The sequence below is a fragment of the Arcicella sp. GW458-12-2-14-TSB2 genome (assembly GCF_059423785.1).
The window spans coordinates 1-20,253 of the sequence record NZ_JBWKYN010000014.1; the positions used below are offsets into that span (position 1 = coordinate 1).

Annotated in this window: 19 protein-coding genes; 6 read left to right on the forward strand and 13 right to left on the reverse strand. The window is 34.9% G+C overall.

Annotated features, from left to right (window positions below; genetic code table 11):
- Positions 1-102: 102 nt before the first annotated feature.
- The 6 genes from AC07XN_RS03440 to AC07XN_RS03465 form a co-directional block, all read right to left on the reverse strand.
- On the reverse strand, positions 103-705 hold the full coding sequence (locus AC07XN_RS03440; RefSeq protein ID WP_494742041.1) for a Uma2 family endonuclease: 603 nt from the start codon (positions 703-705) through the stop codon (positions 103-105).
- 122 nt (positions 706-827) lie between these two features.
- Positions 828-1,763: a homoserine kinase gene (locus AC07XN_RS03445; RefSeq protein ID WP_309920202.1), complete on the reverse strand. Its 936-nt coding sequence runs from the start codon at positions 1,761-1,763 to the stop codon at positions 828-830.
- 4 nt (positions 1,764-1,767) lie between these two features.
- Positions 1,768-2,091: a type II toxin-antitoxin system RelE/ParE family toxin gene (locus AC07XN_RS03450; RefSeq protein WP_494742042.1), complete on the reverse strand. Its 324-nt coding sequence runs from the start codon at positions 2,089-2,091 to the stop codon at positions 1,768-1,770.
- A complete protein-coding gene (locus AC07XN_RS03455) occupies positions 2,091-2,339 on the reverse strand; it encodes a hypothetical protein (RefSeq protein WP_494742043.1) in 249 nt (82 codons plus the stop codon). The genes AC07XN_RS03450 and AC07XN_RS03455 overlap by 1 nt, the downstream gene beginning before the upstream one ends.
- Before the next feature lie 22 nt (positions 2,340-2,361).
- Entirely contained in the window at positions 2,362-4,818 is a 2,457-nt protein-coding gene (thrA, locus tag AC07XN_RS03460; protein WP_309920211.1) for a bifunctional aspartate kinase/homoserine dehydrogenase I, read from the reverse strand.
- 368 nt (positions 4,819-5,186) lie between these two features.
- Positions 5,187-7,559, reverse strand: a complete 2,373-nt coding sequence (locus AC07XN_RS03465; RefSeq protein WP_494742044.1) for a TonB-dependent siderophore receptor — start codon at positions 7,557-7,559, stop codon at positions 5,187-5,189.
- Between the two features lie 445 nt (positions 7,560-8,004).
- On the opposite strand from AC07XN_RS03465, the gene AC07XN_RS03470 reads away from it, so the two are divergent.
- The 5 genes from AC07XN_RS03470 (at position 8,005) to AC07XN_RS03490 (ending at position 13,509) form a co-directional block, all read left to right on the forward strand.
- Complete coding sequence (locus AC07XN_RS03470; RefSeq protein ID WP_494742045.1) at positions 8,005-9,516, forward strand: choice-of-anchor I family protein; 1,512 nt, start codon at positions 8,005-8,007, stop codon at positions 9,514-9,516.
- Between the two features lie 183 nt (positions 9,517-9,699).
- Positions 9,700-10,818 (forward strand): vWA domain-containing protein, encoded by a 1,119-nt coding sequence (locus AC07XN_RS03475; RefSeq protein WP_309920219.1) that lies wholly within the window; start codon positions 9,700-9,702, stop codon positions 10,816-10,818.
- Positions 10,819-10,952: 134 nt separating this feature from the next.
- Positions 10,953-11,249: a hypothetical protein gene (locus AC07XN_RS03480; RefSeq protein ID WP_309920222.1), complete on the forward strand. Its 297-nt coding sequence runs from the start codon at positions 10,953-10,955 to the stop codon at positions 11,247-11,249.
- A 30-nt stretch (positions 11,250-11,279) separates the two neighbouring features.
- Positions 11,280-12,815 carry a P-loop NTPase family protein gene (locus tag AC07XN_RS03485; RefSeq protein WP_494742046.1) on the forward strand — a complete coding sequence of 512 codons (1,536 nt, stop codon included), beginning with the start codon at positions 11,280-11,282 and terminating at the stop codon, positions 12,813-12,815.
- 70 nt (positions 12,816-12,885) lie between these two features.
- A complete protein-coding gene (locus tag AC07XN_RS03490) occupies positions 12,886-13,509 on the forward strand; it encodes a Uma2 family endonuclease (protein ID WP_494742047.1) in 624 nt (207 codons plus the stop codon).
- A 41-nt stretch (positions 13,510-13,550) separates the two neighbouring features.
- Here the strand turns inward: AC07XN_RS03490 and AC07XN_RS03495 are convergent, their stop codons facing one another.
- Complete coding sequence (locus tag AC07XN_RS03495; protein ID WP_309920230.1) at positions 13,551-14,435, reverse strand: phage lytic cycle repressor MrpR family protein; 885 nt, start codon at positions 14,433-14,435, stop codon at positions 13,551-13,553.
- Positions 14,436-14,650: 215 nt separating this feature from the next.
- On the reverse strand, positions 14,651-14,845 hold the full coding sequence (gene rpsU / locus AC07XN_RS03500; RefSeq protein WP_309920232.1) for a 30S ribosomal protein S21: 195 nt from the start codon (positions 14,843-14,845) through the stop codon (positions 14,651-14,653).
- Between the two features lie 426 nt (positions 14,846-15,271).
- Between rpsU and AC07XN_RS03505 the strand changes: the two genes are divergently transcribed.
- Positions 15,272-16,585 carry a gluconate:H+ symporter gene (locus AC07XN_RS03505; protein WP_494742048.1) on the forward strand — a complete coding sequence of 438 codons (1,314 nt, stop codon included), beginning with the start codon at positions 15,272-15,274 and terminating at the stop codon, positions 16,583-16,585.
- A gap of 49 nt (positions 16,586-16,634) precedes the next feature.
- On the opposite strand, the gene AC07XN_RS03510 is transcribed toward AC07XN_RS03505, so the two are convergent.
- From AC07XN_RS03510 to AC07XN_RS03530, 5 genes are all read right to left on the reverse strand, one after another.
- Positions 16,635-17,297 carry an MgtC/SapB family protein gene (locus AC07XN_RS03510; protein ID WP_494742049.1) on the reverse strand — a complete coding sequence of 221 codons (663 nt, stop codon included), beginning with the start codon at positions 17,295-17,297 and terminating at the stop codon, positions 16,635-16,637.
- Positions 17,290-17,796, reverse strand: coding sequence for a DUF421 domain-containing protein (locus AC07XN_RS03515; RefSeq protein WP_494742050.1), 507 nt, complete (start codon positions 17,794-17,796; stop codon positions 17,290-17,292). Before AC07XN_RS03515 ends, AC07XN_RS03510 begins: the two co-directional genes overlap by 8 nt.
- A gap of 83 nt (positions 17,797-17,879) precedes the next feature.
- Positions 17,880-18,278, reverse strand: coding sequence for an ExbD/TolR family protein (locus AC07XN_RS03520; protein WP_309920244.1), 399 nt, complete (start codon positions 18,276-18,278; stop codon positions 17,880-17,882).
- Between the two features lie 54 nt (positions 18,279-18,332).
- Positions 18,333-19,052 carry a MotA/TolQ/ExbB proton channel family protein gene (locus AC07XN_RS03525; protein WP_309920246.1) on the reverse strand — a complete coding sequence of 240 codons (720 nt, stop codon included), beginning with the start codon at positions 19,050-19,052 and terminating at the stop codon, positions 18,333-18,335.
- A gap of 228 nt (positions 19,053-19,280) precedes the next feature.
- Positions 19,281-20,222, reverse strand: a complete 942-nt coding sequence (locus AC07XN_RS03530; RefSeq protein ID WP_494742051.1) for a Ppx/GppA phosphatase family protein — start codon at positions 20,220-20,222, stop codon at positions 19,281-19,283.
- Between the last annotated feature and the right edge of the window lie 31 nt (positions 20,223-20,253).

The following is a 20,253-nucleotide window of genomic DNA, read 5'->3' on the forward strand; positions in this document are numbered from 1 at the left end:
TTTGTCGTAATTCACAAAATAAACAAGGAGGTTTTTATTTGGCAAGCCATCCACAAAATTCGGGATGACTCATGTTTTATGTTCTTCTAACAAGTATTCTATCTATGCTTGAGGGACATTCTCTTCCTCAGTAACAAACTGAATACCTTCGTATATATCATCTAAAGTAATTGATGTTTCTAAGGCTGGTAATTGAATTACGTCTGCCAATTTATCAAAAAAGTTAAATTCAAACGTTTGAGAATTTTCTTTTCGCTGATAAAATTCTACCAAAGCTGTATTTTGATGCACCATCAAATAATATTGTAGCGAAGGCAAAGCTGTATATTGCCTAAATTTTTTATTTCTATCTACCTCCTGTGTACTTTCAGAAAGTACTTCAACAATCAGTACAGGTTCTGTTACATGTCGAATATCTTTGATAGTATCAGAAGCTGAAACTACAACGTCTGGATAACGGTAAATTCTTCTTTCTCGAACAATAGTACGAACATCGTGTCCAAACATTCTGAATCCTTTTTTTCTCAAAGTTTTTTGCAAGGCTACAACGAAATTTTGGGCAATTTCATTGGCATCTAAGGTTTCTCCAGGCATAGGTATTAATATTCCATCTTCATACTCATGACGGATTTCTGAGTGATTCTCGATTTCGAAATACTCCTCAACGCTATATATTCGTGCTGAAACTTCTATTAAATCGCTCATTGTAGATGTTAATTAATGTTTTTAAAAACAAAAAAGTTTATGAATAATAAGAATGAGAGACATTACCTCAAAAACTTATCACTCATAAACTAAATTAATACTTTTTATCTATAAAGTCAATATCAACCTAAAACCACTGGCCCAGCTTGATTTATGCCCGATACATAACATTCAGAACCAATTCCTACTTTTGCAAATCCATCTTGCATGGCTTTGCCTACCCTATTTGCTGTAAATAAATCCTTCGACAATGCAAACATTGATGGCCCTGAACCAGAAATAGAACAGCCTAAAGCTCCATTATCTAAAGCGGCATTCTTCACGTCGTCAAACTGAGGAATCAAGATAGAACGAATTGGTTCAATGATAACATCCACCAAACTTCTCGAAATCAAATCATAATCTGGCAGCATAAAACCTGCCACCAAACCCGCTACATTTCCCATTTGAGTAATCGTATTTTTCAGAGAAATCTCACGCTTCAAAATATTACGGGCATCCTTCGTATTAACTTCTATATGCGGATGAACAATAGTAGCATATAATTCTTTTGGCGTACGCAATTGGATAATATCCAATGGGTCATACGAGCGAATGACAACAAAACCACCCATCAAACTTGGGCCGACATTATCAGCATGAGCAGAGCCACAGGCAATGAATTCGCCTTCCATCGCAAAAGGAAGTAAATCTTTTTGAGCTAAAGGCTTACCAAGTAATTCGTTTGCTGCAAAAACGCCAGCTACAGCCGAAGCCGCCGAAGAGCCTAAGCCAGAACCAAGAGGCATTAACTTTTTAAGCTCCATTTCAAACCCTTGCCCTTCTTCACCAATCGCTTCTAAAAATTTAATAATAGCAATACCAGCCGTATTTTTTTCAGCCGCCAAAGGCAAACGCCCTTCATCGCCTTCAATCTTTAAAATTTTGACACCCTTTGTATCAGATTTTCTTAATATGATTTCGTCGCCCGGGTTATCTACAGCAAAACCGAAAATATCAAAACCACAAGCCACATTCGCCACCGTAGCAGGGGCAAAAACTTTTATTGAATTTGTCATATAATCAAAGACCTACTTGTGTTAAAAGTTGATCTAATTCTTTTTCATGAATATTCTCTTGCTCACTTTTGTCATAAATCGTCAAGAGATAAATCGTTTCATTTACAATTTTCACACAAGTAATTACTCTTGCGCCACCTGATTTGCCTTTTCCTTTAGCTGTAATTGCCATTCTTACTTTATGGCAATCTTTACCTATTGAAACACCTTGAAAAGCATTCTCTTCTAAAGAGTCTAACAGTTTTTCAAAGTCCATATCAATTGATTTGTACTTTTTGAAAAGAGGCTTAAATACTTTTTTAAACGAGGGTAGAATAACAACTTTCATTAGGCCTCATTTCTAATTTCAGTTAAAAAATCTCGCGCAGACTGCAACTCAATCTTACCCTGCTGATGCAAATCAACTTGTACTAACGCTTCTTTTAAGTCCTTAACAAATTCTCTTTGTTCAGAAGTAAGTTGCTTTTTAGTCTTCTTAGTACTGCTGTCTTCCTTTACTTGGAAGTGCAAAGTCTTCGCTAATTCCTGAATTAACGTAATATGTTTGGGCTGAACATTTTCTAAAATAAGGTTCATAATCGTAAGATTTTAACTGTAATTAAGCCAAATAACTCCCAATCGCAACAATATCTGCAAATACGCCTGATGCCGTTACCTCTGCCCCTGCTCCTGGTCCTTTAATCACCAAGGGGCGGTCATGATAACGTTTTGTAGTGAATGAAATCACATTGTCAGCACCATCCATCATATAAAATGGATGTGTTTTTCCAATACTTCTTACACCTATCGTAATCTTATTGTTTTCCAATGTAGCGATAAATCTCAATACTTCTCCTTTTGCTTCGGCTTCGTTTACCATTCCTTCAAAATAACTATTAGATACTTCTAACTCCTTGAAGAAATCTTCTACCGTAGGTGCTGTTTCACAATTCTCTGGCAATAATTTCAAGATTTCTACATCTTCTGGTTCAAGACGTAAACCAATTTCTCTGCCTAAAATCAAAATCTTACGAGCTACGTCCATACCACTTAAATCTTCACGTGGGTCTGGTTCTGTATAGCCTTTAACTTTCGCTTCACGAACGATGTCGGCAAATTTTACGCCTGCTTTGAAATTATTGAAGATATAAGATAAAGTACCAGATAATACACCTTCTATCTTTTCAAACCTATCTCCCGACGCAATCAACCCTTGTAAAGTATTAATAACAGGTAAGCCTGCTCCTACATTTGTTTCATACAAGAACTTCACTCCTTTTTTCAAGGCTGTTCTATGCAATAGAGCATAGTCGTCATAACGACCAGAATTGGCTACTTTATTAGGTGTTACTACCGAAATATTGGCTTCGAATAAGCCTAAGTAGTAATTATGAATCTCTTTATTGGCTGTACAATCTGCAAAGATTGAATTAGGTAAATTTAATCTTTTTGCTTCTTCTACAAATGCCCATATCTCAGCAGGTTTTCCTTTTCCATCACGTTCTTCTTCCCAATTTTCCATCGGAATTCCTTGTGCATCAATCAGCATTTTCTTAGAATTCATGACTCCTACTAAATTTACCTTCAAGGCTTTGTATTTAGAAAGATAATTTTCTTGTCCTTGTATTTGTTCCAAGAGTGCTTTTCCTATCAAACCTGTTCCTACTAGGAAAAGGTTCAATGTTTTTGCTTGCGAGAAGAAGAAAGAATCATGGATAACATTCAATGCTTTTGAAATGTCTTTCTTCTCAATTACTACTGAAATATTTAATTCTGAAGACCCTTGGGCTGTCGCTACGATATTAATACCGTTCTTTCCTAATACCGAAAACAATTTACCACTGACACCCGTATGACGACGCATTCCCTCTCCTACCACGGCTATTACCGAAAGGTTTTCTTGAATGTCAATGCCTTCTACATCTCCATCAGCAATTTCAGTTTTGAACTCATTTTCTAATAACGCCTTTACTGCTACTGATGCAGAAGGTTCTATAGCAAAACAAATAGAGTGTTCAGAAGATGCTTGAGAAATCAGGATAACCGATATTTTGTGTTTTGCTAATACTGTAAATAGTTTAGCAGAAACCCCAGCCACACCAATCATCCCTGAACCTTGTAGGTTGACCAAAGCAAGATTATCAATCGAGCTGATACCTGTAATGATGTATTCAGACGATTCGGCAGTACGGTTAACAACCGTTCCGATAAAGTCTGTATTAAATGTATTTAAAACCCTGATTGGGATATTTTTTGTAAAAGCAGGTTGCAATGATGGTGGATAAATCACCTTTGCCCCAAAGTGGGTCAATTCCATTGCCTCCGCATAAGTAATCGTTGGAATGGTAAAGGCATTTTTCACCTTTCTAGGGTCAGCAGTCATCATTCCATCTACATCAGTCCAAATTTCAATTTCTGAAGCATTCAAAGCCGCCCCGAAGATAGAACCTGTATAATCAGAACCTCCACGCCCCAATGTTGTTGTTTCTCCTTTTTCGGTTGAACCAATAAAGCCTGTAATCAACTGAAGAGACCTTGTTTTTGAAAAATGTTCCTGAATCAGGCGATTGGTCACTTCAAAATTCACTGCTGCCATGCCAAAATTGGCATCAGTTCTTATTACCTTACGGGCATCTAAAAACTGACAGTCAACACCTTGAGCATGAAGAATTTCATGAATTAATGTGGTTGAAAGTCGCTCTCCAAAACTTACAATCAAGTCGGATGTTCGGGCAGAGATTTCACGAATCAAAGAAACACCTTTCAGTAAGTCTTCTAATTCATTAATAATGGTACGAATATTAGCAAATACTTTCGACTGAGATTTTACGTCAATTAATGCACGTACAACTGTGAAATGACGGTCTTCAATTCCCTTTACAATGTCGAAGTAAGATGTATCATTCGTAGAAGCTAAGTCTCCTGCTTTCAACAATTGGTTGGTTACCCCTCCCATTGCCGAAAATACGGCTGCAATTCTTTCCTCTTTAGCTTGCTTGCTTTTAATAATCCCTAATACTGCTTTGATACTTTCAGTAGTACCACAAGAAGTTCCTCCAAATTTTAAAACTTTCATAATGATTTAATTGATTGAGTGGTATGGGATGAATATTTCCTCCTATATTCACTCCGACTGCTTTACAACAGCAGGTTTTTTATTTGATAATTTTATGAGCGACAAATATACCAATACTCTACTAGTTTTAAAGAATAAAGGGCAGAATCTTACTTAGATTTATCGCGATTCTTGATAAAATTCATTCAAAGTGATTGTTGACTTGAATATTGTTTTGGTGTAACCTTAGAAAATTTCTAACCAATTGATTCCTTCTGATCATTTTCCAAAGCCATTTTCATTTATTAGGAGGTTGTAATGGTTATAAAAAAGAAAAAAGCTCCACATTGAATGTGAAGCTTTTCTGAAAATTTTATTTTTACACATTACTACCACTTATACGCTACAGTAAGTGATAACATTCTTGGTGCTATCGGATTCACAGAGTTATCGTCATGAATATTGTAGCTCATTTCATTTAGAATATTGGATACTTTCCCTCTCACTGAATACTTTTTGAAATTGTATCCGATACTTGCATCTATTTGTGTATAAGCATTTACTGCAATCAATTTAAAAGCATCGTTCGCAACAGTTAATCTTGTTGAGCGACCAGCAACTCTTTCTCCAAAATACATTGCTGTTAATCCAAGATTTAATCCTTTTAATTTAGTACCCGAGAAGGTATAATATATACTCGAATTGGCTGTATGATTTGGATTGTATCTTAATAAACTTCCTACTATATAAATATTACTTTTAGTATATTTTGTTTCGTTATAACTGTAACCAGCCATTAATGAAAACCCTAAAAATGGCTTACTTTTCAAATCAACTTCAACTCCTTGGCTAGTTACTTCACCTGCTAGCTCTTTGATATTAGTATTGCTATTAGCTTTACCGTCTTTATCAAACAATGCTGTTTGAGCCAAATTACTGTTTTTGATTTGATAAACCGTGACGTTTGCAGAAACTAAACCATTGAACAATTCATTTTTCATACCCAATTCTACTTGGTCAATCAATGATGGTTTCAAAGCTGTTCCATAAATATCAACACCAGTATTCAAGGTAAACGAATTTGAGTAACTACTGAAGAAAGCCATACGCTTGTTCGGTTGATATACCAAGCCTAAACGTGGAGAAAGGGCATCATCATAAGCAGAAGATTCTGCTGTTGCATTTGTTTTTACTGTAAGTACAGAACTTTTTGTTTCTTGATAGCTATAACGTAAACCAGCTAAGAATTTGAATTTATCTGAAAAACTTATCAAATCTTGTGCATAAACACCTACACGATTCACAGGTGCAGTAGTAATTGTAGTAGTTGCCAAGTTTGGTCTATCGCTACGTTTGTCGATAATTTCAGCACTAAATACATTGATGGTATCATAAACTGCTGAAGTAAATGATGTAGTTTTAGTGTTATAGCTATCAACATCAGAACCTATCAAAACATTATGTTCAATTTTCCCTGTTTTGAACTGCCCTGTTAAATCAACTTGCCCCATGAAATATTTTTCATCAACTTCAGACCGTTGGATACTTCTTACCAAGTTACCATTTGCTGCAATGGTAGTTGGGCGAGTTGTAGCAAATAATTCACTTTGATAAGCTCTATAAGCACCAGTTCCTGAAATTTTCCAGTTATTATTAATTTGATGATTGATGGTAACGTTAGCAGATTGTTGTTTAATGTCGAAATAGGACCATTTTACACCGATGAATTTTTCACGAGGTAAATCTGTAATAACATAATTAATAGCCCCAACACCAAAATCAGCAGTTCTACGGTCTTTCATATAGTCTCCCTCTACGATAATTTCAGTTTTATCACTCAATTTGAACAATAAAGAAGGATTAACATATACTCTTTCTGAATTTACATTTTCACGGAAACTATTCCCTTTTTCATAAGTACCATTGATACGATAAGCTACATTTTTACTTCCAAGTATAGAACCGTATAAGTCGACAGTGGGTTTATAAAAGTCATAAGAACCTAAACGCATTGAAACCGACCCACCCGATTCAAATTTTGGTTTTTTAGTTACTAAGTTTAAAATACCACCTGCTGCAACGTTTCCGAATAAGATAGCAGTACTTCCTTTCATGATTTCAATTTTTTCTATTGAAGACATTTCAGGTAAAGTTCCATTAAAATATCTAGCTCCATTTTTAAAAGTATTTGAACTTCCAAAAGCAAAACCACGTCCTGCAATTTCTTCTTGATAACCACCCGTATTCCCCATGATATACACGCCGTTGGCATTCATTAAGGCGTCACTTAAACGTAATACTTGTTGGCGTTCCAATACAGTTCTATCAATTGTGGCCACTGCTTGAGGTAAATCCATTGGTTTAATAGCAATTTTACCAATAGTTACGACTTTCTCATTTGCCGATTGTACACCCATTACAGTTACTTCAGATAGTTCATTTGACCCTTCTTCTAAAGAGAAATTAGTTTCACTTACTGCACCGGCTTTAACATTTACTTTACTTTCTAGGGTTTTAAGCCCTACAAATTGCATCACTAATGTTACTTGTCCAGCATTTATATTTTTAATGAGAAACTCGCCATCTTCGTTAGAGACGGCTCCTTGTTTTGTTTCCTTAATACTAATATTTACAAATTGAATGGGTTCGCCGCTTTTATCAGTTACTTTTCCTTTAATACTTCCAGTCTGAGCAAAAGAAACAGCACTTCCAGCAACTAAAAAAAGAATTACTAAGTAGAAAGATTTAATAGAGTTTTTCATGTTTATTATTTTATTTGGACTAATTCTAAGCATTTAATCAAAAAATATATTTGTGATAAGGGGTTTTGGCCAACAAAAAAAAATGACTAAGAAAATCCTTTTTTATCGGTTATGGATTATAAGAGTAGGTTTAGAGGCTATTTAAGATATTTTCTTCTAATGAGCATATCGCTTTCTTCAGCGCTCAATTGATTTGTGATTATTTACTGATGCAAAATTATAGTCTATTTAGACTAAATACAAACAAACGAAATAATTTATTTAGACTTAATTTAAACAATAAGCAATAACGTACTTTAAATCAATCATTTAATATCAAAATGAATTATAAATAATGATATAATCCTTACAATTTTAGCGTTTTCGGGAGATTAATTAACCCAAAATTAACCTACAGTTAACAAGCTTATTTTTTGTCGAACCTAGTTTTGCAGAAAAAAAAGAAATGAAAAGAACATTCCTATCCCTTTCCCTCTTACTAACAACCCTATTAATAAGTTGCAATAAAGATGAAGCAGAGTTTTTTGTAAATGAAGATGCTGCTACTTTTGCAGAAATAGGAAGCATTGATATTGGTGATGTTGGTGCGGCAGAGATTTCGGCCTATGACCCTCAAACCAAACGTTTATTTGTGGTGAATAATGGCACAGTCAATAAAATCGATGTAATTGATTTTGCTGACCCAACCAACATGAAAGTCATCAGTTCGATTAGCATGGCACCGTATGGTGGAGCAGTAAATAGTGTTGCGGTTTCAAACGGTAAATTAGCAGCAGCGATTGAATCACTGAATAAGCAAGAAAATGGTAAAGTAGCAGTATTTAATACAGCTGACTACAAGGAAGTAAAAGTAATTACGGTAGGTGCTTTGCCTGATATGATTACTTATTCACCAGATGGAAACTTGATTCTTACGGCCAACGAAGGAGAACCAGATGCTACTTATAAAAATGACCCTGTTGGTTCTATTTCAATTATTTCAGTAAATGATAATTATTCGGTAACAACGTTAGATTTTTCTGGTTTTGCAAGTCAGCAAACGGCTTTAATGGCTAAAGGACTTAGAATATTTGGCTTAAATGCTACTTTTGCGAAAGACATCGAACCTGAATATATTGCAGTAGCTGATGATTCAAAAACTGCGTGGGTGACACTTCAAGAAAATAATGCTATCGCAAAATTGAATCTTGAAACTAAAACGATTACGGCTATTCTTCCTTTAGGTTTCAAAGATTATGGTGTGGATGCGAATGCTGTTGATATTAGTGATAAAGATAATGTTATCGCACTTAGCAAATGGACTAATATAAAAGGAATGTATCAACCTGATGCTATCGCTTTTATGCAACATGCAGGAATTCCTTATTTATTTACAGCCAACGAAGGTGATGCTAGAGAATATGATGCTTTTTCTGAAATCAAAAGAGTAAGTGCGTTGAAATTAGATGCTACTGCTTTCCCAAATGCAGCTAATCTTATTAAAGCTGAAAAAGCAGGTAGATTAAACGTAACAACTACTTTAGGTGATACAGATGGCGATGGCGACTATGATTTTCTTTATTCTTTAGGCGCTCGGTCCTTCAGTGTTTGGAATGGTAATGACGGAGCATTAGTATTTGATAGCAAAAATGAGCTTGATACCAAAGTAATTGCTGTCCCTAATCTTTATGATGATACAAGAAGTGACGATAAATCTGTAGAACCAGAGGGCATTACAGTGGGTACTGTTGGTAACAAAAAAGTAGCCTTTATTGGCATGGAACGTGTTGATGCGGTAGCCGTTTATGATGTTACTATTCCGACAAGCCCCATATTTTTACAAATTTTGAAATGCGGAGATGCTCCAGAAGGCGTATTATTTATTCCTGCGAAAAATAGCCCTACCCAAAAAAGTTTGCTAGTAGTTAGTAGCGAAAATGATGGTGTAATCAAGGTTTATAAGCCAAATACCCTATAATTTTACTGAGTCTCTAAATATTTTTTATTAAAACCATACGTTTAGTTAAGGCTAAAAGTATGGTTTTTTTTATTTATTGTAATTAATATCGCCCATAATTAAACCCATTCGATAAAGTTTTTGTTTTATATTTATACTGTGCAAAAAAAATAGCACTCAATTTTCATCAATTCCAACTTAAATATGATTGGCTATCGTTTTTCAGAATATATTCCTCAGGAAGCCGAAGACGGCAAAAAAGCCAAATTCGACCAGCTCTTAGACATTTTTAATCAACTAGTTACCATGACTGCCGGCAATGTTTCAGAGGCTTTAACATGGTTGACTTCGTTAGATAAACAATATAACCTTACTGATAATTCATATGGAATAGCCGATTTTATTGATGACTTGAAATCAAAGGGCTATATCAAAGAAGAAAAAAATGAAGAAGGTGAGGAAGAACCAATCCTTACTTCAAAAGGTGAGCAAAGTATCAGAAAGCAGTCGTTGGATGAAATTTTTGGTAAATTAAAGAAAACAGGCTCAAACGGGAACCATAGAACGCCCTATCAAGGTACTGGCGACGAAAACAATACCGACCGCCGAGAGTTTCAATTTGGGGATGCGATGGACCAAATCGCGATGACGGAATCTATCAGAAATGCACAAATCAATAATGGTGTAGAAAACTTTATGTTGACGGAAAACGACCTCGAAATCGTTGATAAGGAATATAAAGCCCAGACTTCTACCGTTTTGATGATTGATATTTCACATTCGATGATTTTGTATGGCGAAGACAGAATCACGCCTGCTAAAAAAGTTGCGATGGCAATGGCGGAGTTGATTATGACAAAATACCCAAAAGATACTTTGGATGTTATTGTTTTTGGGAATGATGCTTGGCAGATTCAAGTAAGAGATTTACCCTATTTAGAGGTTGGCCCATATCATACTAATACTGTGGCAGGGTTAGAACTAGCCATGGATTTATTGAGAAGAAGAAAGAATAAAAACAAACAAATTTTTATGATAACCGACGGCAAACCTACTTGCTTAAAAGAAGGGATTCGTTATTATAAAAATTCATTTGGCTTAGATAAAAAAATACTAAACAAAACGTTAACCTTAGCGGCGCAGTGTCGTCGTTTAAAAATTCCAGTAACAACTTTTATGATTGCTCGTGACCAATATCTAAAGGAATTTGTACAAGAATTCACTAAGATTAATAACGGACGGGCATATTATTCTTCATTAAAAGGACTCGGAGAGTTTATTTTTGAAGATTATGAAAAAAACAGAAAGAAAGATGTGAGGTAATTTAGCTATTAGCTTTGAGCGGTAAGCTTTGAGATTTGTTGTTAATTAGTTTGGAAGTGAAATGTTTTCAAATTAACACATCTTCAAATTTTCAAATCACTAACACGTCCTTAAATCCCAAAATTTCAGAAATCATGAATTTAAAACCAATTTATATAGCCGCTGAAAAGCACGAATCGTATCTTCAATGCATAGACCATGAGGCAAAAGCTAAAATTTTGCCCTATAGAGCGCAAGGAGAGGCATTTTCAAGAGAATCGTCTGTAGTAAAATCCTATGATGACGAGACTTATGCAGAAGCATATTCGGAAGTAATTAAATTGAAATTGAAAGGACAAAATATACAAAATAGAGATGTTCTAGGTTTTATTGCTAATCGCAGTTATGGTTCAGCAATTTTAAATAAAAAGAACCTCTCTCACTTAAAATAAATCTCATTTTTCATAAGATACAACAGCATAATGTCATACAAAACAATCGATTCAACAGAACTGTTAAATATTCACACACTCGGTCAATTAAAAGCATCAGGCTACCAACCAAAATCAATAAAGGATGAATTAAGGGATAACTTAATCGTTAAAATTAAAAATAAAGAGAATGTTTTTGAAGGAATTTGGGGCTATGAAGACACCGTGATTCCTGATATTGAAAGAGCAATACTTTCGCAACACCATATTAATTTGTTGGGTTTACGTGGACAAGCCAAAACACGTATTGCCAGATTGATGGTGAATTTATTAGACGAATACATTCCTGTAGTAAAAGGTTCAGAACTGAATGACGACCCTTTACAGCCTCTTTCGCGTTTTGCGAAAGATTTAATCGAAGAACACGGTGATTTAACGCCTGTTAGTTGGATGCACAGAAGTGACCGTTATACTGAAAAATTAGCTACGCCAGATGTATCGGTGGCCGATTTGATTGGAGATGCCGACCCAATTAAGGCTGCAACATTGCGTTTGCCTTATTCGGATGAAAGAGTAGTTCATTTTGGGCTAATTCCACGCTCGCACCGTTGTATTTTTGTAATTAACGAATTGCCTGATTTACAAGCGCGTATTCAGGTATCACTTTTCAATATTTTACAAGAAGGCGATATTCAAATTCGTGGTTTCAAGATTCGTTTACCGCTTGATTTGCAATTTGTATTCACGGCCAATCCAGAAGACTATACTAATCGTGGTTCAATTGTAACGCCGCTGAAAGACCGTATCGACTCTCAGATTGTTACCCATTATCCAAAAACATTGGAAATTGGGAAAAAGATTACGTTACAAGAAGCAAAATTAAAAGGCGAGCAAGAAGAATTAGTAACGACCAACCATATCATGGACGATTTGATTGAGCAAATTGCTATTGAAGCGCGTTCATCTGAATTTGTTGATGCTAAATCTGGGGTTTCAGCACGTATGACTATTTCTGCTTATGAAAACTTGATTTCTGCTGCTGAAAGACGTGCATTATTGAATGATGAAGACAAAACGTATGTACGTGTAGCCGATTTGGTTGGTGTTATTCCAGCGGTTTGTGGCAAAGTAGAATTGGTATATGAAGGCGAAGTAGAAGGCCCAGTAATTGTAGCACAAAACCTGATTGGAAAAGCTATCAGAACACAATTTCTGAATTTCTTCCCAGACCCTGAGAAAATCAAGAAAGCTGCTAAGGATAAAGCTGGCAAAAACCCTTATAAACCAATTATTGATTGGTTTATGGATGGCAATGTCATGGATATTTTAAATGATTGTTCTGACAAAGACTATTCAGCTCGTTTGCGCACGATAGAGGGCTTGGATGAACTCATCGAAAAAGTTTATCCAGCCATGCAAGGCAGAGAAAAGCTGTTCATGATGGAATTTGTACTACACGGACTATCTGAATTTTCTATTATCTCTAAAAAGAATCTTGAAAAAGGGCTTCAATTTAAAGATTTGACAGATTCACTGTTCGATTTGGACAAATTCAAATTTGATGATGACGAAGAAGATTATAAGTAAGTAACGTTAAAAAGACTTGGCAAAATTGCCAAGTCTTTTTATCTTGCATTAGCTAAACAAATTGCTATTTATGGTCATAGCAGATAAAATACCTCAGAAAATAGCGCGCGTACGCAAGCCCAAAGAGATTCCAGACGCTCTCGTTTATGAAATTATAGACGGGCGAAAACTGTATTATAAAGGTTATAAAGAAGTTCTATCCAAAAAGAAAAAAATTGAAGATATTATGGGAGCGAGTGGTTTACAATCATTTATAATCCAATATTTACTGGGAATCCTTTATAGAAATATCAGTTTAAATCAATATTATTTTCTTACAAATGAGATTGGTACTCATATAGAACACAAGACTAATTTATCGGGTGATATTTATATCATTGAAAAGAAAAACCTTCCTCCTACTAAAATCAATAATCATTATATTGATGTTCCTCCTAAAATTGCGATTGAAGTTGACATAAGAATTGACCTTTCTGATGAGAAAGATTTTGATTATACTTTTACAAAAACCAATAAACTCTTAGAGTTTGGCACAGAAAAAGTAATCTGGATTTTCACAAAAACACAGAAAGTGGTTATTGCTATGAAAGACGAGGATTGGATTATTAGAGATTGGAATAAAGACATTGAATTATTAGACGGACACCTTTTTAATATCGGAAATTACCTTAAAGAACAAGGTGTAACATTATAAAAGATTGATTTTTACTAATCACTTATTATCTAATCACTCTATTATGCCTTTGGATGTGCCTGTTCATAAATCTTCTTAATTTTCTCCATTGAATTATGCGTGTACACCTGCGTAGCTGAAAGCGATGAATGACCCAATAAATCCTTGATTGCGTTCAAATCGGCACCATTATTCAACAGGTGTGTAGCATAAGAATGTCGTAAAATGTGTGGTGATTTCTTAGCAAGTGTTGTTACTAATGATAAATACTTTTTAGTAATTCGTTGAATCATCACGGGATAACTCTGTTCCCCCTTGTCGGTCACAATCAAAAAATCATTACCTAAACATTCAGAATTTTTATACGATTGATAAGCTTGTATTAATGATACCAATTGCTGATTAATCGGTATTATCCTTTGCTTATTCCGTTTTCCCAATACTGTTAGGGTTCGGTTATAGAAATCAATATCTCGCTCTTTTAAATCAATCATTTCTGACAAACGCATTCCTGTGCCATACAATAGCTCTAAAACAAGTTTATCACGTACACCAGCAAAATCTTCTGTAAATTCCACATCATCCAGTAGCGTATCTAATTCTGTTTCACGGACAAAAGAAGGAATTGTTTTCTGGGTTTTCATGGCTGAAACCTTAAACATCGGGTCTTTTTCAATGATTTTCTTCTGCAAAAGAAATTTATAGAAGGTTCTGAGCGTAGCTATCTTTCTATTGATTGAACGATTCTCCACTTTAGCCTCTGCCAATGAAACTATCCACGAACGAATCATCTGAAAATCTGCCAATTGAGGATGTTGAAAATCATAAGATTTACTTAAATATTCAGTAAACTGCTTCATATCTGTTCGGTAAGCCGTAACTGTATGTTCACTACTGCGCTTTTCAAACTGAATGTATTTAATGAAAAAATCTATAATTTCTGGCATCGATTTTCTTGGAGGTTAATAGATTTAACAACAATCCTTTGTTAGTAATCGCTTTGAGTGAATAATTTACAACAAAGCTAGTCTAAAAACAAAAGCGTCTGAACAAACATTGTTTATTCAGACGCTTTTTTATAATGCTGACGGTTATCGGCTTAATTCACGATTAAATTGATAACAAAATACTTCTGTTATTTGGAAATAAATCAATCTATGAACTATGCTTCTTCGTTACCGTACATTCTTTGTTTGTATGAAGCACGAATGATTTCAGTACGACGACCAACTGATGGTTTTTCGAATGCCGCACGTTTACGAAGTTGCTTTACAACGCCAGTTTTTTCAAATTTTTTCTTGAATCTTTTTAACGCTTTGTCGATTGACTCGTTTTCTTTAATATTGATAATCAGCATATTATTTGTTTGTTTAAAATCTTTTTTTGTAATAGAGGTGCAAAGATAAAACTTACTTCTTTAAATGTCAAGTTATTTAAGCAATAATTGCCTGATTGACGAATAGTTGAATACTCATTTTGTACTCAAAATACTACTCAATCTTCAAATTTTCACAATTGATTATTTTGTTTTAATTATATTTACCTGATTCATAAAGGTTATATCTTTAAAATACTAAGTATAGAAAACCATTAATATCCTTTTGATAAAAATGTTTTAACCTACTTACATAGGGCGTTTAAGGAAAAAAGAGTCTTAGTTTTAATTTTAAGTGAGAATATAACCAAATACTGATTTTAAAAAATTTATCTCAAAAAAGGATAAACCATACATGGCAAATGGTTAGGTTTATCTTATTATTTATCTTATCCAATTAATCAAACTATGACATTATTTATTATTTTCTTGTGTATCGGTCTTTTGGTACTTCTCATTACTTGGGGAAAACTCAATCCCTTTCTCGCTTTCTTAATTGTTTCTATCGTTGCAGGTATCACAACTGGCATTCCACTAAGCAGTATCGGGAAATCTTTGCAAAAAGGTGTGGGCGATATGCTAGGCTCATTGATTATCGTCATTGCTTTAGGGGCAATGTTAGGAAAAATTGTTGCTGAAAGTGGCGCAGCCCAGAAAATTGCTTCTGTAATGATGAAAATTTTCGGCAGAAAATATATTCAATGGGGGTTGGTGTGTACTGGTTTCATCATCGGGATTCCATTATTTTATAATGTAGGCTTCGTATTGATGATACCATTAATTTTTTCAGTAGTTAATCAATATAAGTTACCTGCCGTATACATTGGTTTACCAATGCTGGCTTCTTTATCGGTTGCTCATGGTTTTTTACCTCCTCACCCCTCTCCTGCTGCCTTGGTTGCTCAGTTTAATGCAGATATGGGGCTTACGCTGGTTTACGGTATCATCATCGCCATTCCAACGATTATCATTGCGGGGCCTATTTTCTCTTTGACATTGAAAAAAATCCCTTCAACACCTTTAGAGACTTTCCAAAGCAAAACCCTTCCGGAAGACCAATTACCAAGTACTTTAAATAGCTTTTTAACGTCACTTTTACCTGTAATCTTATTAGCCTCTACAACATTGATGTCTACCTTCTGGAAAGGAAGTGAATCAATGAAATCATTCGGCGTATTCATTGCCGACCCTTCTATCGTTATGCTTATTTCGGTAATTGTAGCCACTTTTACTTTGGGAAGAAACATGGGTACTTCTATGAAGAACATTATGTCTATCTACACCGAAGCTGTAAAAGATGTATCGATGATTGTCTTGATTATTGGTGGGGCTGGTGCTTTAAAGCAAATCTTGATAGATGGCGGGGTAAGTAATGAAATTGCCATTATTCTAAAAACATTACCTTTAAACCCATTGATTTTAGGTTGGTTAGTAGCAGCTATCATTAGGGTTTGTTTGGGTTCCGCAACTGTAGCGGGACTAACAACTGCTGGGATTATGGCACCATTGGTGGCTCAATCTGGTGTAAACCCTAATCTAATGGTATTATCAATTGGTGTTGGTAGTTTAATGTTCTCGCACGTAAATGACCCAGGCTTCTGGTTATTTAAAGAATATTTTAATTTGAGTATCAAAAATACAATTAAGTCTTGGTCGATAATGGAAAGTATTGTTGCCGTTGTAGGCTTGGCTGGTGTATTAATTCTGAATGCTGTTATCTAATAATTTCCATACTGGTATTAGCAATAAAACATTGCTAATACCAGTAAAATTAAAATTCTAATTCTTTAATTGAAGCATCTGCCATCAACCTCTTTACCAACTTAGCGTGCTTAGTGGAACGCCCTCTAACAGACCAATTACTAACTAAAATATTGTTTCGGATAATTTGTTTTTCTCTTTTAGCAATCAGGTCACAGTCTTCAAAAATAGCTTCTAATTTAATAAAAGCATCAGGGGTATAATCGCAAATGATTCGATAAGCATGCGTGCGACCGTATCTTTCCATGATAACTTCTAACTTCACGAAAAGTCCAAGTACTACATATACGACACTCGTTCCTAAGAAAGACAACAGGATATGTCCGTCGCCAATAGCCATTCCTAAAGATGCTGTTACCCAAATAATTGTTGCGGTAGTAAGCCCTTTTACTCGGTCATCCATTTTGAAAATCACGCCCGCTCCCAAAAAACCTATACCAGTTACCACATTGGCAGCAATACGGTCTGGAGAAGTATTGACACCCATTTTCTCTGATAAAATTGTATAAATGGTACAACCTACCGAAATCAAGGTAAAAGTTCGTAAACCCGCTGATTTACTTCTATATTCTCGTTCAAGACCAATCAAAGCCCCTACACCTGTAGATGCTAATATTTTGATGAAATCATCATTATAAAAAATATGTTGTAATAGAATTTCTATATCATCCATTTTTAGATAACATTTTATGTGCTTTTCTCTTTTTAGAAGTACGGTGTTTATAGTCGTTTGATAACACACTAATATTACCATCTACTTCTAAAATCGCTAAATCTACTTTTTCTACTTTTTCAACGCCGTGTTCACGAATAGCGGCATGAAGTTCGTCCAAAGTTAATCCAGATTTTTCTAAGGCATTCTCTTTTATTTCCCCTTGATAAACCAACATGAGGGGTTCACCTTGAATTAATTTGCTAATAGACTCGTGTTTGAACATTACCTTTTTCAAGACAAAGTTCATGACAAACAAACTGCCTGCGGCGGCAAAGCCTCCTAAAAGCGAGGTATCGTCTCCGACCATCGCATTTTGAACGGCATTAGAAATTAGCAAGATAAAGACTAAATCAATTACAGATAATTGAGAAAGCTCTTTTTTGCCAAACAAACGAATAGCCGCTACGATAAATACGTAAACGGCTATTGATTTTAAAGAAATAATAAGAAAATTCATTGTGAAATACGGCAAGCCATCAGCTTTGAACCTTTAATTAATATCATCTAGTACAATAAATGTCCTTTAATAAACTGACTTATTTATAACTTATCGGTTGCCATTACCATTCCAAGGTTCAAACGGGCTACAATATCATGGATTTTTGTCAAATCCTGAACTGTTCTATCTTTGGCTATTCTCAAAATTACGGTTTCAGAGCCTTTCTTTTTGGCTTCATCACCAAGGTATGTTTCCAGTTCTTCAAAAGGAACTGGATTATCATCTACAAAATAATTGTTGTTTTCATCAACTGTCAATCTGATATTTTCTTTCGTTGCCGTTTGTTGGGCGGTTGACGATTCTGGTAATAACAACTTGATGGCATCTGGACTAGCCAAGGTTGAAATCATCAAGAAGAACATCATCAAGAAAAAAAGTATATCTGCTAATGCGCCAGTTTCTACTTCAGATTGTTCACGAGTACGTTTTCTTATATTCATATATTTTCAACAATGAAGAATGAATGCTTAATTTTTGCAATCAGCCATTAAAAATTATTTAGTTGATGCTGGTTTATGCAAAATGTCTAAGAAATCAATCGCTGTAACTTCCATTTTATTCACAGCACGATCAATCATCGTAGTAAGAATGGTATAGAAAAAGTAAGCGATAATACCCACCATCAAACCTGTTGCCGAAGTAACCATTTTCTCGTAAATACCACTTGCAATAGTACTAATATCAATTTTATTGGCTACTGAAATATTATGGAAAGTACGAATCATCCCTGAAACAGTACCCAAGAAACCGAACATAGGGGCAATTTTAGCAATAGCTGAAAGAAAACCAAGGTTTTTTTCCATGTTATAAATCTCTACTCTTGCCGTATTTTCAATGGCTGTTTCTATATCACGAATAGGCGACCCTAAACGGTTCAATCCTTTTTCTAAGAGTCTAGCAATCGGGAATTGTGAGTTTTTACAATAAGCAATAGCCCCTTGTACATTGCCTACATACAACATTTCACGGATTGAAAACAAAAAGTTATTATCAAGTTTGGCAGTTTTACGGATATAAAAATATCTTTCCAAAAATAAAAATAAGGCAATAGCAAACAATATAAAAATTGGAATCATTACCCAACCTCCTTTTTCCAAGAGGTTCAAAATATTCATTTCTTGGTCAGCTTTTGTCGCTCCATTAGCAAGCGAAGTAGTTACAGAGTCTGGAGAAATAACGTTAGTTTGTAATAGGATACTTAGAAAGATCTGCATAGCTTTTACGGATTACGAAGAGTCAAGTTTAAAATTTGAGCTTGAATCGTTGAAAAAAAATGTTGGAGATTAATTAATTTTTAACAAGTTTAACGAAAAAAAATGACTTATGTGATATGCCTTATCTGAAAATTATTGGTTAATCAATAGCTTATAAAACCTTAAAATTCTCAGTATTAAAACATTATACAACTGTATGTTAGCAGGTATATAGGTCAGTTTTTTTCTTTAAAATGAGTGAAGTGCAAGCTGTTTGCTCAGTATTCCCTCCTTTAACGCAAAGTTCGATACTTTTATTTGATGAATATCATAACGTTTTAATACAAACTCTATCAAACAAACTGCTACTACAATCATATCTACCCGAAGTTCTATCATTCCAGCCAGCGCCATTCTTTCATCATGATTAGCCGAAACTATTTTCAAAAATGAATCATAAAATTCGGCAATGGGCAGGTCAAAAGAAACCTGTTCTGTGGGTGGTAAATGCCCAAAGGTCTTCATGAAATATAAGTCAATCAGGGTTTCGAATGATCCTGCTGAACCAATGACACAAATTGGTGCGTATTGATGCACAGCATTAGTTAATGGTAGCAATTTTTCTTCTAAATACTGCTTCAATAATTGTACTGAACGCGGTGTGATAGGGTCTGAAAGGAAAAACTTATCCATCAATCTTTGTCCACCTATTTCAAAACTCTGTTTCCAAAAAACTCTATCATGATTACAAATGATAAATTCAACCGACCCGCCACCAATATCAATAATCAACGACGTTTCTTTTCCAATCTGTGTCCCTAACTTTACGCCTTCATAAATCAATGCGGCCTCTTCTTCACCAGAAATCACATTGATACTGATGCCAGTTTCTGTAAATATTTCTTTACAAAATTCTTCTCCATTCCTTGCATTGCGAACAGCGCTAGTGGCAGTAGCAAAAATATTTTCAGTAGCTACTTCTTCATGAGTTAGTTTTTCCTGAAAGTACTTTAATGCTACAATGGCTCTTTGGATGCCTTCTGGCGTAATTACTCCAGATGAAATCCCTCCTAATCCAATTTTGGCGGCATAACTATCTTCATGTATCTTTTGGTATGAACTGCCTTCTTGGGCTACAATCAGTAGCTGAAAAGTATTTGTCCCTAAATCTATAAACGCTTTCTTTATCACTTTGTAATTGATTCTGATGATTTGGATTTAC

What these genes read in the sequence shown, in the direction of transcription:
- AC07XN_RS03440 (WP_494742041.1), bottom strand. Translation starts at nt 705, where the DNA reads ATGAGCGATTTAATAGAAGTTTCAGCACGAATATATAGCGTTGAGGAG.
- AC07XN_RS03445 (WP_309920202.1), bottom strand. Translation starts at nt 1,763, where the DNA reads ATGACAAATTCAATAAAAGTTTTTGCCCCTGCTACGGTGGCGAATGTG.
- AC07XN_RS03450 (WP_494742042.1), bottom strand. Translation starts at nt 2,091, where the DNA reads ATGAAAGTTGTTATTCTACCCTCGTTTAAAAAAGTATTTAAGCCTCTT.
- AC07XN_RS03455 (WP_494742043.1), bottom strand. Translation starts at nt 2,339, where the DNA reads ATGAACCTTATTTTAGAAAATGTTCAGCCCAAACATATTACGTTAATT.
- thrA (WP_309920211.1), bottom strand. Translation starts at nt 4,818, where the DNA reads ATGAAAGTTTTAAAATTTGGAGGAACTTCTTGTGGTACTACTGAAAGT.
- AC07XN_RS03465 (WP_494742044.1), bottom strand. Translation starts at nt 7,559, where the DNA reads ATGAAAAACTCTATTAAATCTTTCTACTTAGTAATTCTTTTTTTAGTT.
- AC07XN_RS03470 (WP_494742045.1), top strand. Translation starts at nt 8,005, where the DNA reads ATGAAAAGAACATTCCTATCCCTTTCCCTCTTACTAACAACCCTATTA.
- AC07XN_RS03475 (WP_309920219.1), top strand. Translation starts at nt 9,700, where the DNA reads ATGATTGGCTATCGTTTTTCAGAATATATTCCTCAGGAAGCCGAAGAC.
- AC07XN_RS03480 (WP_309920222.1), top strand. Translation starts at nt 10,953, where the DNA reads ATGAATTTAAAACCAATTTATATAGCCGCTGAAAAGCACGAATCGTAT.
- AC07XN_RS03485 (WP_494742046.1), top strand. Translation starts at nt 11,280, where the DNA reads ATGTCATACAAAACAATCGATTCAACAGAACTGTTAAATATTCACACA.
- AC07XN_RS03490 (WP_494742047.1), top strand. Translation starts at nt 12,886, where the DNA reads ATGGTCATAGCAGATAAAATACCTCAGAAAATAGCGCGCGTACGCAAG.
- AC07XN_RS03495 (WP_309920230.1), bottom strand. Translation starts at nt 14,435, where the DNA reads ATGCCAGAAATTATAGATTTTTTCATTAAATACATTCAGTTTGAAAAG.
- rpsU (WP_309920232.1), bottom strand. Translation starts at nt 14,845, where the DNA reads ATGCTGATTATCAATATTAAAGAAAACGAGTCAATCGACAAAGCGTTA.
- AC07XN_RS03505 (WP_494742048.1), top strand. Translation starts at nt 15,272, where the DNA reads ATGACATTATTTATTATTTTCTTGTGTATCGGTCTTTTGGTACTTCTC.
- AC07XN_RS03510 (WP_494742049.1), bottom strand. Translation starts at nt 17,297, where the DNA reads ATGGATGATATAGAAATTCTATTACAACATATTTTTTATAATGATGAT.
- AC07XN_RS03515 (WP_494742050.1), bottom strand. Translation starts at nt 17,796, where the DNA reads ATGAATTTTCTTATTATTTCTTTAAAATCAATAGCCGTTTACGTATTT.
- AC07XN_RS03520 (WP_309920244.1), bottom strand. Translation starts at nt 18,278, where the DNA reads ATGAATATAAGAAAACGTACTCGTGAACAATCTGAAGTAGAAACTGGC.
- AC07XN_RS03525 (WP_309920246.1), bottom strand. Translation starts at nt 19,052, where the DNA reads ATGCAGATCTTTCTAAGTATCCTATTACAAACTAACGTTATTTCTCCA.